Here is a 16778-nt window from a genome sequence, read left to right as displayed (position 1 = left end):
AACAGTATGACCAAAACGCAGGCGGTCCGGATCACGGGCACTAGGGTGGCGGACGGCGTTGCTTGCTTGCGGCGCCGAATCGAGGAAGGTTCACTGATGAGCACCCAACTGTCCGAAGCAGCCCAGACCCGGCGAGCGGTGAGCAATATTCTCAAAGGCTCCGCCGGCAACCTCGTGGAGTGGTACGACCTCTACGTCTACACAGTCTTCGCGGCCTATTTCCAGTCGCACTTCTTCAATTCCAAGGACGAGCTGCAGGCCGGCCTTGAGGCGATGGCCGTCTTCTCGACGTCGTTCCTGATGCGCCCGATCGGCGCCTGGTTCTTCGGCCGCTATGCCGACCGCAAGGGACGGAAGGCCGCGCTCACGCTGAGCGTGACCCTGATGTCCGCCGGATCCTTCGCCATCGCGATCCTTCCGACCACCCAGCAGATCGGTGTCTGGGCGCTGCTCCTGCTCATCCTCGTGCGCCTGATCCAGGGCTTCTCGGTCGGCGGCGAATACGGCACCAGCGCCACGTACATGTCCGAGGCGGCCACATCGAAGCGCCGCGGGTTCTTCTCCAGCTTCCAGTACGTCACCCTGATCGGCGGCCAGATGCTGGCCCTGCTCGTCCTCGTGGTCCTGCAGAACGCCATCTCCAAGGGTGACCTGACCGAGTGGGGTTGGCGCATTCCGTTCGCGATCGGCGGCGTGGCCGCACTCGTGGTCCTGTGGCTCCGGCGCTCGATGGAAGAGACCGTGTCCGCGGAGCAGGTCGAGGCGGCCAAGGTTCCGGCCGTGGCCGGCGTTGCCCAGCCGGGCACCATGAAGCTCCTGTTCACCCAGTACTGGAAGCCGCTGCTCATCTGCATCGGTGTCACCCTGGGCGGCACCGTGGCGTTCTACACGTACACCAACTTCATCCTGAAGTTCATGAACGATACGTCCGGGATCGACAAGACCGACACATCGGTGATCAACTTCTGGGCCCTCTTCATCTTCATGCTGCTCCAGCCCGTCTACGGGATCATTTCGGACAAGGTGGGCCGCAAGCCGCTGCTCCTGTGGTTCGGCATCACCGGGGTGCTCTTCACCTGGCCGCTGCTCTCCACCCTCGCCGGGACCAAGGATCCGTTCACCGCCTTCCTGCTGATGATGGGCGGCCTGCTGATTGTGGGCGGCTACACCTCGATCAACGCCCTCGTGAAGGCCGAACTGTTCCCGGCCTCCATCCGCGCGCTCGGCGTCGGACTCGGCTATGCCGTCGCCAACTCACTGTTCGGCGGAACCGTTCCGCTGCTGGGTGCCGCGTTCCAGAAGGCCGAGCGCGTGGACCTGTTCTTCACCTACGTCACCGTGGCCATTGCGATCTCGCTCCTGGTCTACATCTTCGCGCTGAAGAACAAGAAGGCCACGCACCTGGACCGCGAGCAGGGCGACGCCTGGTCGCCGGCAGCTGGTGCCGCAGGCGGCACGGACGCCGGCCGCAGGGACGACGACGAGGACCTCATCGACGCCTCGCGCCGCTAGGTCCGCGCGCCGTTTCGACGGTTCCATGCACACACGACGCCCCGCAGCGTCGAGTGTGGACGGAACCGTCGAAACGGGCGGGTACGACGGCGGGTGGCTGGCCGGGGTGAGAGAATGGACCGCGGTTCCGGCGGCCATTCGGCAGCGGACCATCCAGTGCTAATACAGCCGGCTGACCGCGCGTTCCCCTGGCAGGGCGCGGGTCACCGAGCGAACCACTATGAATGGAACACCATGACTTCCGCCAAGACTTTCGCTTCCGCAGCTCCGCCCAGGTTTGCCTCCATCGGCTCGCCGTACTTCGGCATCATGCTCGCCGTCATGGCCGTGGTGCTGATCCTTTCCAACATCGGCGCCTCCAAGGGCGTGGTGCTGGGCCCGATCGTGACCGACGGCGGCTTCTTCCTGTTCCCGCTGGCCTACATCCTGGGTGACGTCATCAGCGAGGTGTACGGCTTCAAGGTGGCGCGCAAGGCCATCATCACCACGTTCGCGCTCTCGGTGTTCGCGTCGGTCTGCTATTGGATCATCATCGCGCTGCCGGGGTTCGACGACGAGTTCGGCGCCTCCAAGCAGGCAGCCCTGGAGGGTGCGCTCGGCCCGGTGCCGCAGATCGTGCTGGCCTCCATGCTGGCGTTCCTGGCCGGTCAGACCATCAATTCCTGGATCCTGGTGAGGATGAAGGCGCGGACCGGCGAGAGGTCGCTCTGGGCCCGCATCATGGGTTCCTCCGTGGCCGGCGAGTTCGTGGACACGCTGATCTTCTGCAGCATTGCCGCGTCCGTCATCGGCATCGCCGACTTTGGCATGTTTGTGAACTACGTGGTGGCGGGATTCCTCTACAAGACCCTGGTGGAGTTCCTCTTCGTGCCCGTGACGGCGCTGGTCATCGGCTGGGTCAAGAGGCGGGAACCGAGCTACGGCGCACTGAGCCAGACAGCGTAGCCCGGCCGCCCGCCGTCGTACGTTTTCAGGCCGCCGGCCGCTGCCGCTTCGACGGTTCCCGCCCCGCTCGACGCTGCGGGACGTCGAACCGGCAGGGAACCGTCGAAACGGCGGGAGTGCCGGGACGATGAGAGTCACGCGGCCGGACCCCTGCCGAGCGCCCGGAGCACCCGGTACTTGAATTCCGCCTCGCTGAACAGGTCCTTCCATTCGACGCGAAGGAAGATCCAGCCCTGCTCCATGAGTGCCTTCTCGCGCCGGCGTTCGGCAAACAGGACCTCGCCGGTGGGCTGGTAGTCGAAATACTTGACCTTGCCGTCGAATTCGAGCGCGACTTTCTTCCTGGGCCAGGCGAAGTCGAAGCGGTGCTCGCCGAGCGGCGTGCGCACCACGTACTGGGGCTCGGGCATCTCGATCCTGAGCCTGTGCAACAGTTCCCTGGTCAAGGATTCCCCGGGCGACTCGGAACGCGGATCCGCCAGTTCGACGGCCCTGCGCAGCGCGACGACACCATTGCGCCCGGCCAGCTCGGCGCAGCGGGCCCGCAGGACCTCGAGGTCCGCGCCAAGGCGACAGGCGTGGTCCACAAGGATGAGGGACTGCCGCAGGTTGAACATCAGGCAGCAGTCCACCACCGTCCGCTCGAGGGACGTGCAGGGGAGCCCATCCACGAAGCTCACGTCGCCCCGACCCAAGGCCCGGGTATGGGCAACGACGCCGGCGCCGTGCGAAATTCCGGACGGGCACGTCGCCTGGGTCAGGTGGATCCGGTCATCGACGTTCCACAGGTGCAGCCGGCGCAACCGGGCACCCGAGGTGTGGCTGTAGACAAAGCCGCCGGGCGACGTCGTAAGCGTCCCGTGCGCGTGGGCGTGGACCAGATACCGGCTGCGCGTAACCGGTTTCAGTCCGTTCCACCAGCTGCCGCGGACATAGCAACCGCGGCGGGGACGCGCCAAGTCACCGCTCTGCACCAAACGGGTGATGGCGCGGTGCTGGACACCGGCGCTGAGCAGTTCCTGGGTGCGCCACATCCTGCCGGCGGGAAGCTGAAGATTCGGTTCGGTCATGGTTCCAGCGTTGGCCTTGAACGGAACGGGTTCCAGACCCCAAGTTGGCTATGTGGAAATCCGGCTAGACGGTTCCCCGCTGCGCTCGACGCGGCCGTACGTCTGGTGCGCAGGGAACCGTCGTAACGGCGGGGACGGACCGGGCCCCCGCTAGGAGTAGTACCGCGCCAGGGTCTCCGCCTTGAACTCGAAGAAGTCCCCGGATTCGATGGCCAGCCGGGCGTCGTCCACCATCTTCACCACGAAACGCTCGTTGTGGATGGAGATGAGCGTGGCGGAGAGCATCTCCTTGGCCTTGAACAGGTGGTGGATGTAGGCGCGGGAGTAGTTGAGGCAGGCGTAGCAGTCGCAGCCTTCCTGGAGCGGGCCGAAGTCGCGCTTGTACTTCGCGCCGGACAGGTTGTACCGGCCGGTGGGGGTGTAGAACGCGGAGTTCCGGGCCACGCGGGTGGGCGAGACGCAGTCGAAGGTGTCCGCGCCGTTTTCGATCGCCGTGAAGATGTCGTCCGGTTCGGAAATGCCCAGCAGGTGCCGCGGCTTGTTCTCCGGGAGTTCCTCGTTGCACCAGCGCACGATCGTGCCGAGGTTTTCCTTCTCCAGGGCCCCGCCGATCCCGTACCCGTCAAAGGCCATGGCGCCAAGATCCCGGCAGGCCTTCCGCCGCAGGTCCTCGTACTGCGCGCCCTGGATCACGCCGAACAGCGCCTGGTAGGGCTTGCCCGCGCGCTCCGACGTCAGGCGGAAGTGCTCGTCGAGGCAGCGGAGGGCCCACAGCCGGGTGCGCTCCAGCGACTCTTCCTGGTAGCCGCGCGAGTTCTGCAGCGTCGTGAGCTCGTCGAAGGCGAACATGATGTCCGCGCCGATCTGGTGCTGGACCTGCATGGAGATCTCGGGGGAGAATCGGTGCCGGTCCCCGTTGAGGTGGCTCTTGAACCACACGCCGTCGTTGTCCACGTGGGCCAGTCGCTCCTTGCCCGCGGCCACGGCGTCGTCGGGTCCGGACTGGTCCACGGACTTCATGTCGATGACCTTCTTGAAGCCCGAGCCCAGGCTCATCACCTGGAATCCGCCGGAATCCGTGAAGGTGGGGCCCGGCCAGTTCATGAAGGCGCCCAGCCCGCCGGCCTCGTCCAGGACGTCCGGACCCGGCTGGAGGTAGAGATGGTAGGCGTTGGCCAGCAGGGCCTGCGCCCCCAGTTCCGCCATGGATTCGGGCAGCACCGACTTCACTGTCGCTTTGGTTCCGACGGCGATAAAGGCCGGCGTCTGGATCTCGCCGTGCGGCGTGGCGATGGTGCCGGTCCTGCCGAGGAACTCGCCACCGTTGGCGGACACCTGCTCGGCGGAGGGGCGGCAGGATTCGGTGAGCCGCTTGCCCACACGGAAAGAGAATTCCGACTGGCGGGCGGGCGGTTCCGGTTCAGGATTGGCTGGCACGGTTCAAGTGTGCCAGCTAACCCGCGTGAAGCCTCAGTGGATGGGTTCCGATGTGGGGTAGTTCTCAGAGCGCCAGTCGTCCCACAGGGTGCGGATGGTCTCCAAGCTGTGGGCCCCCAGATCGTACGTCGACAGGATCACCATCGAACCGCCGTCGGGCCTGACATCCGGGATGACAGGCTGGTCCGCCACGATCAGCAGGCCTTCGCCGTGCTCAGCGTAGCTGTGCACGGTGAGCCCCACCTGGTGGTTCGTTTTGTACCAGACCTTGCCCGAGATCTCCTCGCCGGTGGCCAGGGTGAGCGAATAATTCTCGCCCGCGGCGGGGACGTCTTTCAGGCCAAGTTTTTCGATCGCCGACCCCCCGCTTCCGGGAACCGAAAAGAAGCAGGTCCGGCGCTTGCCGTGCGGATGCCGTTCCAGGGCGAACCGCAACTGGTGGAGGAACGTGAGCCAGCCCTGGGTGATGTCCTCGTCCCAGGCAGCCCATTCGGAGTTGTGGTCCATCGCGGCGCGGGTGACGTTGACCTCGGTGCCGGTGGGGACTGGCTTCAGCGTGAAGATGTCACCGCCGTTGACGGTCAGCGTGGTGTGGTCCGCGCTTTCGACCACGGCGCTGCTGAAGTAGATCTCATTGATTTCCGCCGTGAGGTCGTCTGCCTCCCAACCATGCCACTGGGCGACCTTGGAGGGTTCACGCAACATTGTCCAAACCTGCGGCGCGTCCGAGTTGATCACAACGCTCAGATTGTTCGTCATGGCCTGAATCTACAACTTCGGCACAGCCCGGGCTAGAGCAGAAACGGAATCACCTGGGCCCGCGCCGGACGGTCGATGAGCTATCCCCGGACGGATTCCAGTTCATTGGCGATCCGCCGTTCCAGTTCCCCGGCGCTGATGGTCTGCGACCCGCCGTGCGCACGCAGGAACAGCAGCGACTCGAGGCGCAGCAGGCGCCATTCGCGCTCGGCCTCATGGTTGGAATTGTCCATGGACCGGAAAATCTCTTTGTCGTACAGGTTGGGTTCATTCAGCGACCGCTGGCGCACCCGGGCCTGCATCCGGGCCTTGAACGGATCCGTTTCCTGGTTTTCCGGGGACCGGAGCAGCTTCTCGTAGACCGCCGCCCGGTCCTTCTGCCCCGTCTGCCGGCAGATGTAGGTGGACAGGGCGAGGGATGCCTCCACGGACGCCCAGCGGCCCGGGTTGCCATCGAAAGGCAGCACGTTGAGCAGGTCGGCCACGGACAGCGCGGCGTCGGGATCCTTGAGAATGATGAACAGTTCGTGCGCGAGGTCGCTGAGATCCTTGAGGCAGCTGCCGGACTTCGTGTTGATGCCCTTCACCAGCTTGTCGGCGAGAAGCAGCACGCCCACGGAATCCGGATGCGCCTCGGCGACGCCCTCCACCACGGATTCAGGGGTCCCGGCGGGCTCCGGGATCAGTGCCAGGTCTTCGGCGCTGGGCCCGATCACCGCGGGCGTCGTGGCAGGCATGGGAGGTACGACGACGGCGGCAGGCGCCGCCGGCACGGCCGCCCCGCCACCGGGGTTCCCCACCGACTGAAGCGGAATGGCGGCGTCGGACTCATCGGGGGAGCTGTCCTCCCCCGTAGCCTTGGTACAGGCGACGTTCCCACGGGCGACGGCGTCCGCGGAGCCGCCCGGAGCGGGTTTATCAGAGTCGGACTGCGGCCCGAAAATCCGCACCGAGGATCCGGCGGCGACGCGCAGCATGCCGCCGCCGGTGAGGGTTGCGAGAACGATCGCAGGAGTGCCAAAATCGTCGTTTTCGATTTCCACGGAATAAATTTCCGCGGACCGTTCGCCGTCCGGCAGGAGAAGGTGGTCGCCCGCCTGCAGAGATCCAGCCTGCTGTTCGCGGAAGTTCTGGGCAGCTGGTGGGTGGGTCATCGGGAGTCCTTAAGTTCTCTTGCGGTCCGCCCAACAGTCTACAAAGGAGCGAGTGCGAAGTCGGGGAGGCGCGGACGCCCGGGCGTCAGCTGCCTACGCCGGCGTAAGCCAGGGCCTGCCGGACCAGCGCCCCGCGGCCGCCGCTGAATTCCAGCTGGACACCCTCGCTGAGCACTTCCTGCGGGGTCATCCAAGTCAGCTCCAGGGCGTCCTGGCGCGGCTCGCATTCGCCGGTCACAGGGATGATGTAGGCCAGCGAAACCGCGTGCTGGCGGTCGTCGGTGAAACCGGTGTGCGACGGCGCGGGAAAGTATTCGGCAACGGTGAACGGCACGGGGCTCACGGGCAGCTGCGGGAAGGCCAGCGGGCCGAGGTCCTTCTCCATGTGGCGCAGCAGGGCCGCGCGGATGGTCTCGCGGTAGAGCACGCGGCCGGAGACCAGGGACCGGACCATGGTGCCGTCCTCGTCCGCCTGGAGGAGCGTGCCCACCTCATTCACAAACCCGAGCGGATCGAGCCGGACCGGCACGGCTTCCACATAGACCATGGGAAGCCTTCCGCGGGCCTCGAACAGGTCTTCGTCGGACAGCCAGCCGGGATTGGGGTCGGGGGTGCGCACGTTCATGGTTAAGTTCTACCCCATCCCCACACGTCCGGCCGCCGATGCGTGAGATCTCAGCTCTTAGCGGATGGCTTACAGCGCCGACCGGGGCATGCAGGTGGTCCCCGGACATGTCCACCACCAGCACGCCCGTCACCGAGGCGTGAGATCCCGGCGCTTAGGCACAAGCTAAGTGCCGAGATCTCACGCCTCGAACCGCGGAGCTACACCGGACGCCTGGCTGACACCCACAGCGTGGGCGGCACGTGGGAACCGGGGGCGGCATTTCCGGCCGCATCCGGATTGTCCACGTGAAGGGTGCGTCCGAACGCCTCCTCCGTCATCGTGACCTGGTGCCCTGCGGCGGTGAGCCGCTCACGCAAGGCGTCCAGATCGCCGTCGTACTCAAAACCGAAGCCGGACCGCGCCGGTCCGGAACCCGGACGCACCATCAGCACCCCGCCGTTCTTGGCGGTGAAGTCGGCCGTTTCGTCGTCGTCGGGCACGGGGCGGAACCGGGCGCCGATGCTCCGCAGCGTACCGGCCGCCGCCGCGGCATCCTCGGTGAACCAGACCGCCACCACCTTCAGCGCCGGGTCGGCGCCGGCACACTGGACGTTGTGGGCGGCCTTGTCCGCCAGGAAGCTGAAGCCGTCCACCCCGGTGATCCGGCAGGAATCGCCGATGTCCGGCGGTACGAGCTCGGCAGGCGTGGTCCCCGTTTCCGCGCCCGCCAGGTTGGTGCGCCGGGCGAACTCCTCGGGGTCGCCCACTTCCACCCCGAAGGAGGTGATGCCGTCCTCCGCGGTGCCGGCCGGGGTGTGCTGGAGCGCCAGCCGGCCTGACCAGGCGTCGAACTCTTTCCAGGAGTCGTCGTCCAAGGTCTTGACCATGCCCAGGTCCGTGAGGAGCCGCTCCCACGGTTCCATCCGGGAGGTGAAATGAACGGGGCGGGCACGCAGCATGGGGTCTCCTCGGATTCGGAAAGCGCCGTCATGGCCATGATGCCACGACTTGATTCGTCCGGCACCGGGGGCAGAATAGGCGCATGGCTGTTGAACTCGACGAACTCCTGGTCAAGGATGCTGCTGAATGGCGCACGTGGCTCGAACAGCACCATGACACCAGTCCGGGCGTGTGGCTGGTGCTGCACAAGAAGGGCGGCAGCACCACGGAACTGGACTACGAAGCTGCCCTCAATGAAGCACTCTGCTTCGGCTGGATCGACGGTCAGGGCAGGCGGCGCGACGACGACAGCTCGTTCCAGCGGATGACGCGCCGCGGGCCAAAGAGCGTCTGGTCCGCACGGAACGTGGACCGCATCGAGAAACTCGAAGCCGCGGGCAGGATGACCGCGGCGGGCCGGACCGCCGTCGAAGCCGCCAAGGCGGACGGCCGCTGGGAAGCCGCGTATTCGGGGCAGGCGACGGCGGAAGTCCCGGCCGATCTTGCCGCCGCGATTGCGGCCGTCCCGGAGGCCCAGGCCATGTTCGACGTCCTGACGTCCGTCAACCGCTACGCCCTGATCTACCGCACCAACTCGGTGAAGCAGGCATCCACCCGGGAACGCAAAATTGCGGGCTTCGTGGAGATGCTGGCGCGGGGCGAGACGCCGTATCCGCAGAAGAAACGCCCTGCGGACCGGGCGGGGGCCTGACAGCGAACCGGAAGAGACTGCTGCGGCGCGGTAAAATTGATGCCACTCCCAACACGATCGGCGGACATGCAGAGGTTTTCCCTACGCAGGCTCAGCCCGCGTGCCACCGGGATTGCGGTGGCGGCGGCACTCACGCTGGTGCTGGCTGTCACGGTTGCGGTCGGCCTGGCCGGCTCCGGGCCAGGGCAGGGGCAGGGCCTGTCTCTTATACACATCTAGATGTGTATAGGGCGGGGCGGGGGCCCCGCCGTCCGGGCCGCCGCCGGCGCCCGCCCAGCAGTCGTTCGCCAGGCCGGAGGGGGCCTCCCAGTTCCGCCCCGGCTACCACCTGACCCCCGCGAAGGAATGGATGAACGATCCACAGCGGCCGTTCATGCTGGACGGGGTGTGGCACTACTACTACCTTTACAACGCCGACCACCCGGAGGGTAACGGCACCGAGTGGTACCACGTCACCAGCACCGATCTGGTGCACTGGAAGGACGAGGGCGTGGCCATCGAGAAGTTCAAGAACGGCCTGGGCGACATCGAAACAGGCAGCGCCGTGGTGGACCAGGACAACACGGCAGGGTTCGGCAAAGGCGCAGTGGTGGCGGTGATGACGCAGCAGGACAAGGGCATTCAGCGCCAGTCCCTGTATTACTCCACGGACAAGGGCTACACGTTCAAGCCGTATGACCGGAATCCCGTGATGGACAACCCGGGCAAGGAACACTGGCGCGACCCGAAAATCATCCGCGACGAGGCCAGGGGCCAGTGGGTCATGGCCCTGGCCGAAGGCGGGAAAATCGGCCTGTACACCTCGCGCGACCTGAAGGACTGGCGCTACGCCTCCGGCTTTGAGCGCAAGGGCCTGGGCATCCTCGAATGCCCGGATCTTTTCCAGCTGGACGTCGACGGCGACCCCGCCAAGCGCACCTGGGTCCTGGCCGCGAGCGCCAACGGATCCGGCGAGGGGCGGACCACGGGCGTGGCGTACTGGACCGGAACCTGGGACGGGACCACGTTCACGCCGGCTGACGGGAAGCATCAGTGGCTCGACGCCGGATCCGACTTCTACGCTGCCGTCACCTGGGATGATCCCCGCCTTCCGGACAACCAACGGACGGCCTCCCGGCACGCCATCGGCTGGATGAACAACTGGACGTACGCCCGCCAGCTGCCGACCACCGACTGGCAGGGCGGCGCCGACTCGATCGTGCGGGACATCCGCCTCAAGACCGTCCAGGGCAGACCCTCCCTCGTGTCCGCGCCTACCGGCGCCATGGCAACCCTGGAAGGCGCCGCCACGACAGCGGGCAGCAGGCCCGTCACTCCCGGCGGCGCAGGGGACCTTCCCGTCCCCGGCAGCGGTGCCTACCGGCTGGACGTCACCCTCGAAAGGACGCAGGCCGACGACGGCACGGAGGCACTCCTGAAGCTGGGCAGCGGCTCGGCGGACTTCGCCACGATCGGGTACAACTTCGCGGAGGGCACGGCGTCGCTGTCCAGGGCCGCGGTGGTGCCCGGTGCGGAGGCGCTGGGCCCGGTCTTCATGGACCGGAGAACCGCCCACAGTCCGCCCCGCGGCTCAACCGCCGCCGGCCGGGGGAGCGTGGAGCTGACCGTGTTCGTGGACTATTCCTCGGTTGAGGTGTTCGTCAACGGCGGCGAGCAGACCCTGACCTCCTTGGTGTTCCCCCGGGAGGGACAGCACACGCTCAAGATTGCCACCACCGGTGGCAACGTCACCCTGAAGTCCTTCAAGTACACGCCGCTGGCCACCGCCAGGTAGCGCGGGTGCGGCGGTTCCGTCAGGCCAGCGCGCCGAGGGCCTGGGCCACCACCACGGCCGAGGCCGAGGACCACGCCTGCGGATGGCACGATGCCGGGTAGGGCACCGCGTGGCCGGATTGGGACGCGGGTGCGCCGGCGAACAGCTCCGGCAGGCGGTGCCCGAAGGACTCCGAGGCCGTCAGCAGCCCGTCCGCGAGCGTGCGGGCCTCTGCCGTGAAACCGTCGGCGAGGAGCCCGCGGATGGCGATGGCGGTGTCGTGGCTCCACACCGAGCCGCAGTGGTAGCTGTAGGGCCAGAAGCCGGCCGCCCGGTTGGACAGTGTGTGGATGCCGTAACCGGTGAACAACTCCGGGCTGAGCAGCCGCGCCGCCACGAGGCGCGCCTCCTCCGGGGACAGGATGCCCGTGCCGAGGAGGTGGCCCATGTTGGATCCCGGGATGTCCAGCGGCACGCCGCCGCCGTCCAGCGCCATGGCCGGAAAACTGCCGGCGGCGTCTTCCACCCAGAAGCGCTCGCGGAACCGCTGCTGCAGGGCGGCGGCGAAGTCCCGCAGGTCACCGGCGGTGGAGCCCCCTGCGTCCGCGTCGGTGGCGTCCAAGAGCTCCGCCGTGGCCAGGGCGGCCTGGTAGGCGTAGGCCTGCACTTCCGCGAGGGCGATGGGTCCGTCGGCCAGCCGTCCGTCGCGGAACTGCATGGCATCCGCCGAGTCCTTCCAGCCCTGGTTGCTCAGGCCATGGCCGGTGGGGTCCTGGTACGTCAGGAAACCGGAGCTTCCCGCCGCTCCGCCGGGGTTGGCGGCCGAGAGCAGCCACGCCGCGGCCTGGCGGGCGTTCGGCAGCAGGGCTCGGACGGCGTCGTCGGCCTTGCCCGTGTGCCACAGCTCGGACAGAAGGCACAGCCACAGAAGCTGTCTCTTATACACATCTAGATGTGTATAAGAGACAGGGAGGGAGGCGGAGCCCCTCGCTCTCCAGTACGAGTTCCTTGGAGCGCAGCTCGTGCAGGATCTTGCCGGGTTCCTCCGCTGCCTCCGGATCCGACGTGGTGCCCTGGAATTCCGCCAGGGCGCGGGCGTGCCCGCCGCCAGCGCGGCGTCGAGCGGCAGCAGCATGCGGGCGGCCCACAGCGAGTCCCGGCCGAACAGCGTGAAGTACCACGGTGCGCCGGCGGCGATGAAGGGGCGTCGGGCAGCTGGCGGGTGGCAAGGCGCAGGCCGTCCAGCTCGTCCAGCGAATTTTCGAGGAGCGACTGCAGCGGACCGGAAGGCACAGCGTGGGCCGGAAACGTGAGCGAGGAAGGCGCGGCGGCCACCACGGCGCCGCCGTGGTCATCCAGCACGGCTTGCCATTCGGCCTCGTAGGGCCGTCCGCGGCCCGCGGTGCCGCGCCACAGCAGCTGCCGGCCCGGCCCCGTGCTGCCGGGGGCCGAGACGGTGAGGTTCCGGCCGTCGTCGTGCCAGCGCAGCACGGCGTCATCCGCCACGGGTGTCTCTTATACACATCTAGATGTGTATAAGAGACAGGCCGGATGCCGGCCATGTCGGTGAAGTCTGCGTCGAGCTCGAAGCCGAGTTCGACGTCGATCTCCTCGAGGGACGTACTGATCCGCAGCGCGTGCCGGACCACACCGGGAGTGACGGTCCAGGTCTGCAGGAGTTCGACGGCGGGATCCGCCGTGTGCCCGGCGATCCCCCTGATGAGTCCCCGAACCCGCAGGACGCCGCCCGGGGCCGGGTCCACCGACACCTGCTCCGGCTCCATGCCGTTGACGGTGACGGCCGCCCGGCAGAGCATCCGGGTGTCGCCGTGCAGGAGCCCCGTGAACGTGGGGCCTCCGGAGAGCCGGCCGTCGGCGTCCAGCCACAGCTGGGTAGGAGCGGCAACTGAACAGTACTGACGGTGAAGACCCGGCTGAACACTCATGCGCCCAGCCTACGCGTGACGCTTGGAGGCCGGGATTTCGACAGGCTCAATCAGCGGCGCAGGGCCCAGCGGCGTGCCCAATCAGCGGCGCAGGGCTCAGTCGGCGTCGATCGGGAAGGCCACGGCTTCGCCCACCACGCGCAGGCACAGTTCGGTGCCGGGCTGGGCGATGGACGCGTTCCAGTGCCGGATGGTGATCACTTCGCCGCCGCCGGGGTAGCGGTGGTCCTTCATGGCTCCGGCGAGCTGCGGCGGCACGGCCAGCTTCAGCCGCACGGTGGTCTCGGGGCCGAAGTAGTCGGTGTCCACCACCACCCCGCGGATGGGCCCGTCCTCGGAAATGCGGATCTGCTCGGGGCGGAGCATCAGCTGGACGCGGCCCTGTGCCGGCGGGCGCCGGACCGGGATGCCGCCCAGTGAGCATGTGGCCAGGGAGCCTTCCATCCAGGCGTCGAGGATCACGGCGTCGCCCAGGAATTCGGCAGTGGCACGGTCCGCCGGGCGGGTGTAGACGACGAACGGGTTGCCGATCTGCGCCAGCTTGCCGCCGCGCATGACCGCGACCTGGTCGGCGAAGGACAGGGCTTCGGCCTGGTCGTGGGTCACCAGGATGGTGGTGACGCCGGCCTCGTTGAGGACCTTGGCCACGGCCCGGCGGGTTGCGACCCTCAGGCCCGCGTCCAGGGCGGAAAACGGCTCGTCCAGGAGCATGAGCTCGGGCTCGCGGGCCAGCGCCCGGGCCAGTGCGCCCCCTGTCTCTTATACACATCTAGATGTGTATAAGAGACAGCCGCTTGGCCATGGCGGTGTCCAGGAGACCATTTCCAGCAGGTCATTGACGCGGGCAGCGACCGCGCGCCGGCCGCCGTCGAGCTTTGCGGCGCTGAGCCCGAAGGCGATGTTCTGGCCCACGGTCAGGTGCGGGAACAGGGCGCCGTCCTGGGCCACGTATCCGACGTGGCGCTTGTGCGCCGGCTTCCACACGCCGTTGCCCGCCACCGGGCTGCCGTTGAGCAGGATGGTGCCGGTGCCGGGGTGTTCGAAGCCGGCGATCAGCCGGAGCAGCGTGGTCTTGCCGGAACCGGAGGGACCCACGATGGCGGTGGTCCCGCCCTTGGCCACGGACAGGTTGACGCCCTTGAGGACGGCCTGGGAACCGAAATCCTTGGTGACCGAATCGATCTCCAGGTGGCTGTTGGTGCTGGGCGCCACGGAGGCTGAGACCCGTGGTACCGGGAGCCTGGACGGGGATTGTTCGGTCACTGTCCCGCTACTTTCTTGGACTGCTGGAAGAGCAAATAGGTCATGGGTGCCGAGATCACGATCATCAGCAGGGCATAGGGAGCGGCGCCGGCGTAGTCGATTTCGCTGCTCTTGCTCCAAAATTCCGTGGCGAGCGTCCTCGTGCCGTTGGGGGAGAGAAGCAGCGTTGCGGTGAGCTCGTTGGCGATGGCCAGGAAGACCAGCGCCGCGCCGCCCGCCGCCGCCGGGGCGGTCAGCCGGAGCGTCACGCGGAGGAAGGACAGCAGCGGCGGGCTGCCCAGGACCTGCGCCGCCTCGTCCAGCTCCTTCGGTGCCTGCGCCAGCCCGGCCCGGATGTTCACCAGTGCCCGGGGCAGGAACAGGAGCACGTAGGCCGCGATCAGGACGCCTGACGTCTGGTACACGCCGGGGACCAGCCGGATGCTGACGGTGACGAAGGCCAGGCCCACCACGATGCCGGGCATGGAACTCGTGACGTAGTTGGACAGCTCCAGTGCCTTGCTGAACCAGCCGGCGTGCCGCACGGCAAGATACGCCATGGGGAACGCGACGACGGTGGTGACGACGGCGCCGGCCAGGCCGTAGCCGAGGGTCTGCACGAGGGCGGGGACGAATTCGTCGGCGGTCCAGATGTCCGCGCCGCCCGCGACAATCCAGCGGAGGACGAAGACCAGCGGCAGCCCGAACGCCAAGGCGGTGAGCGCGAGCAGGAAGAGCTGGGCCGGGAGCTGGTAGGCGTGCAGCGGAAGCCTGAGCGCCTTGGCCTGGGCGCCCGAGCCCACCCTCGCGTACCGCGCGTTGCCCCGGCTCCGGACCTCGGCCAGCAGCAGGATGAGGCAGAAGAACACGAGCACGCTGGCCAGCATGTTTCCGGCCGTGCCGTTGAACGTGGAGCGGTACTGCACCATGATCGCCGTGGTGAACGTGTCGAACCGGATCATGGCGAAGGCGCCGTACTCGGCGAGAAGGTGCAGCGACACCAGGAGGGCGCCGCCGGTCATGGCGATCCGCAGCTGCGGCAGGACCACGCGGAAGAAGGACCGCCAGGCGCCGAGCCCCAGCGACGCCGCGGACTGTTCCACCGCGGGATCAAGCCGGCTGAGGGTCGCTGCGGCCGGGATGTAGACGAGCGGGAAGTAGGACAGGGTGGCGATCAGCACGCCGGAGGACAGGCCCTCGAGCGACGGCACGGCGGACACCCACGCATAGCTGTTCACGAAGGCAGGAATGGCCAGCGGGGCCGCGAGGAGCACCGCCCAGATCTTGTGGCCGCGGAGCGTGGTCCGCTCTACGAGCCAGGCGCCGCCCACACCAAGGACCAGGCACAGCGGCACGGTGATGGTGATCAGCAGGACCGTGTTCAGCAGCAGCTCCCCGACGCGCGGCCGGAAGATCAGCGCCGCCGCCGTGTCCCAGCCGGTTGCGGCCGTCATGAAGGCGACGTACCCCAGCGGGACGAGGGAAAACAGCGCGATCAGCACTGCGAGGACAGCTACGGCGGAAACGCCGAAAGGCGGGCGGGGGCGTTTACCCCGGCCCGCCGTCGTCGTGCTTCCGGAAATCTCCGGCGCCGATGGATCGGTGATCACGGAATTACAGCAGTCCTGCCTTGGTCATCTGTTCGGTGACCTTCTGGGAGTTGAGCTTGGCCGGGTCCACGGTGGGGGCCTGGAGGTCCTTGATGGGGACCAGCTTCTCGTTGGCCGGGACGTCCGAAGCGATCGCGTACTCGAAGGACGTGCCCTTCTGCAGGATCTCCTGGCCCTTCTTGCCCGTGATGAACTTCAGGAAGGCCTGGGCCTTCTCGGCGTTCTTCGAGGATTTCAGCACACCGCCGCCGGAGACGGAGAGGAAAGCGCCCGGGTCCTGGTTCTTGAAGTAGTACGGCGAGACGTTCTTCGAGTTCTCACCGGTCTTGGCCTGGTCGCCGTAGTAGTAGTAGTGGTAGATCAGCGCGGATTCCACCTCGCCGGCGTTGACGGCCTTCATGGCGGTGCTGTTGCCCTTGTAGACCTTGGCGTTGTCCTTCATGCCCTTGAGCCACTCTTCGGCGGCAGCCTCGCCCTTGAGCTCGACCAGGGCGGCAACGATGGCCTGGAAGTCGGCGCCGGACGGTGAAGCGGCCCACTTGCCCTTCCACTCCGGCTTGGCCAGGTCCAGCATGGACTTGGGCAGCTTGTCTTCGGTGAGCTTGGTCTTGTCATAGACCAGGACGGTGGAGCGGGCGGCGATGCCGGTCCACTTGTTGGTGCTCGGGCGGAACGCTTCGGGAACCTGGGCGACAGTGTCCTTGTCCACGTCAGCGAACAGCCCGGCGTTCTCCACCTGGGCCATGGCGGGGGAGTTCTCCGTGAGGAAAACGTCCGCCGGCGAGGCCTGGCCTTCCTGGACGATCTGGTTGGACATCTCGGTGTCGTCGCCCTGGCGCAGGGTGACCTTGACGCCGGTTTCCTTGGTGAACTCGTCCACCCATTCCTGGGTGAGGCTTTCGTGCTGGGCGTTGTAGACCGTGATCTCGCCGTTGGCAGCTGCTGCGGTGCCGGAGCCGGCGGGGGCGGGGGAGCCGCCGCAGGCCGACAGTCCGAGGGCTGCGGTGGCTGCGAGTGCGATGCCGGCCAGCGCATTGTTGCGGATCTTCATCGGGGCTTCTTTCTGCAAAAGTCTGGTGGACCGGGGTCCGG

General features: G+C 67.3%; 16 protein-coding genes and 1 pseudogene. 5 read left to right on the top strand and 12 right to left on the bottom strand.

Annotation, left to right across the window (positions count from 1 at the left end):
- Nucleotides 1-96: 96 nt before the first annotated feature.
- Both B1A87_RS15355 and B1A87_RS15350 read left to right on the top strand, forming a co-directional pair.
- On the top strand, nt 97-1512 hold the full coding sequence (locus B1A87_RS15355; protein ID WP_078029860.1) for an MFS transporter: 1416 nt from the start codon (nt 97-99) through the stop codon (nt 1510-1512).
- Nucleotides 1513-1746: 234 nt separating this feature from the next.
- Nucleotides 1747-2457, top strand: a complete 711-nt coding sequence (locus B1A87_RS15350; protein WP_078029861.1) for a queuosine precursor transporter — start codon at nt 1747-1749, stop codon at nt 2455-2457.
- A gap of 134 nt (nt 2458-2591) precedes the next feature.
- On the opposite strand, the gene B1A87_RS15345 is transcribed toward B1A87_RS15350, so the two are convergent.
- The 6 genes from B1A87_RS15345 to B1A87_RS15320 all read right to left on the bottom strand — a co-directional run bounded on the left by B1A87_RS15345 (nt 2592) and on the right by B1A87_RS15320 (nt 8443).
- The gene (locus B1A87_RS15345; RefSeq protein ID WP_078029862.1) at nt 2592-3527 is read right to left on the bottom strand and encodes a type IV toxin-antitoxin system AbiEi family antitoxin domain-containing protein; all 936 of its coding nucleotides are present in this window, start codon (nt 3525-3527) and stop codon (nt 2592-2594) included.
- 150 nt (nt 3528-3677) lie between these two features.
- Nucleotides 3678-4964, bottom strand: coding sequence for a tRNA guanosine(34) transglycosylase Tgt (tgt, locus tag B1A87_RS15340; protein ID WP_078029863.1), 1287 nt, complete (start codon nt 4962-4964; stop codon nt 3678-3680).
- A 33-nt stretch (nt 4965-4997) separates the two neighbouring features.
- A complete protein-coding gene (locus tag B1A87_RS15335; RefSeq protein ID WP_078029864.1) occupies nt 4998-5723 on the bottom strand; it encodes a hypothetical protein in 726 nt (241 codons plus the stop codon).
- 80 nt (nt 5724-5803) lie between these two features.
- Nucleotides 5804-6877, bottom strand: coding sequence for a DUF6707 family protein (locus B1A87_RS15330; RefSeq protein ID WP_078029865.1), 1074 nt, complete (start codon nt 6875-6877; stop codon nt 5804-5806).
- A gap of 85 nt (nt 6878-6962) precedes the next feature.
- On the bottom strand, nt 6963-7502 hold the full coding sequence (locus B1A87_RS15325; RefSeq protein ID WP_078029866.1) for an NUDIX hydrolase family protein: 540 nt from the start codon (nt 7500-7502) through the stop codon (nt 6963-6965).
- 200 nt (nt 7503-7702) lie between these two features.
- Entirely contained in the window at nt 7703-8443 is a 741-nt protein-coding gene (locus B1A87_RS15320) for a VOC family protein (RefSeq protein WP_078029867.1), read from the bottom strand.
- Between the two features lie 83 nt (nt 8444-8526).
- Between B1A87_RS15320 and B1A87_RS15315 the strand changes: the two genes are divergently transcribed.
- Both B1A87_RS15315 and B1A87_RS23100 read left to right on the top strand, forming a co-directional pair.
- Nucleotides 8527-9135 carry a YdeI family protein gene (locus B1A87_RS15315; protein WP_078029868.1) on the top strand — a complete coding sequence of 203 codons (609 nt, stop codon included), beginning with the start codon at nt 8527-8529 and terminating at the stop codon, nt 9133-9135.
- A 66-nt stretch (nt 9136-9201) separates the two neighbouring features.
- Nucleotides 9202-9354, top strand: coding sequence for a hypothetical protein (locus B1A87_RS23100; protein WP_185982343.1), 153 nt, complete (start codon nt 9202-9204; stop codon nt 9352-9354).
- Here the strand turns inward: B1A87_RS23100 and B1A87_RS24085 are convergent.
- Complete coding sequence (locus B1A87_RS24085) at nt 9341-9463, bottom strand: hypothetical protein (protein WP_260680883.1); 123 nt, start codon at nt 9461-9463, stop codon at nt 9341-9343. The two genes, B1A87_RS23100 and B1A87_RS24085, sit on opposite strands and share 14 nt — an antisense overlap.
- A gap of 21 nt (nt 9464-9484) precedes the next feature.
- Between B1A87_RS24085 and B1A87_RS15310 the strand changes: the two genes are divergently transcribed.
- Nucleotides 9485-10909, top strand: a complete 1425-nt coding sequence (locus tag B1A87_RS15310; protein ID WP_144275836.1) for a glycoside hydrolase family 32 protein — start codon at nt 9485-9487, stop codon at nt 10907-10909.
- A gap of 19 nt (nt 10910-10928) precedes the next feature.
- On the opposite strand, the gene B1A87_RS25085 is transcribed toward B1A87_RS15310, so the two are convergent.
- The 5 genes and pseudogenes from B1A87_RS25085 to B1A87_RS15290 all read right to left on the bottom strand — a co-directional run bounded on the left by B1A87_RS25085 (nt 10929) and on the right by B1A87_RS15290 (nt 16737).
- The gene (locus B1A87_RS25085; protein WP_395940275.1) at nt 10929-11834 is read right to left on the bottom strand and encodes an amylo-alpha-1,6-glucosidase; all 906 of its coding nucleotides are present in this window, start codon (nt 11832-11834) and stop codon (nt 10929-10931) included.
- Entirely contained in the window at nt 11827-12834 is a 1008-nt protein-coding gene (locus tag B1A87_RS15305; RefSeq protein ID WP_144275835.1) for a glycogen debranching N-terminal domain-containing protein, read from the bottom strand. The genes B1A87_RS25085 and B1A87_RS15305 overlap by 8 nt, the downstream gene beginning before the upstream one ends.
- 96 nt (nt 12835-12930) lie before the next feature.
- Nucleotides 12931-14097 (bottom strand): annotated as a pseudogene (locus B1A87_RS15300) (ABC transporter ATP-binding protein).
- On the bottom strand, nt 14094-15686 hold the full coding sequence (locus B1A87_RS15295) for an iron ABC transporter permease (protein WP_185982342.1): 1593 nt from the start codon (nt 15684-15686) through the stop codon (nt 14094-14096). The pseudogene B1A87_RS15300 and the gene B1A87_RS15295 overlap by 4 nt, the downstream one beginning before the upstream one ends.
- 4 nt (nt 15687-15690) lie before the next feature.
- Complete coding sequence (locus B1A87_RS15290) at nt 15691-16737, bottom strand: iron ABC transporter substrate-binding protein (protein ID WP_078029871.1); 1047 nt, start codon at nt 16735-16737, stop codon at nt 15691-15693.
- Nucleotides 16738-16778 lie beyond the last annotated feature (41 nt).

The sequence above is a fragment of the Arthrobacter sp. KBS0703 genome, assembly GCF_002008315.2.
Classification (GTDB): Bacteria; Actinomycetota; Actinomycetes; order Actinomycetales; family Micrococcaceae; genus Arthrobacter.
This window is presented reverse-complemented; position numbering and strand designations above follow the sequence as displayed.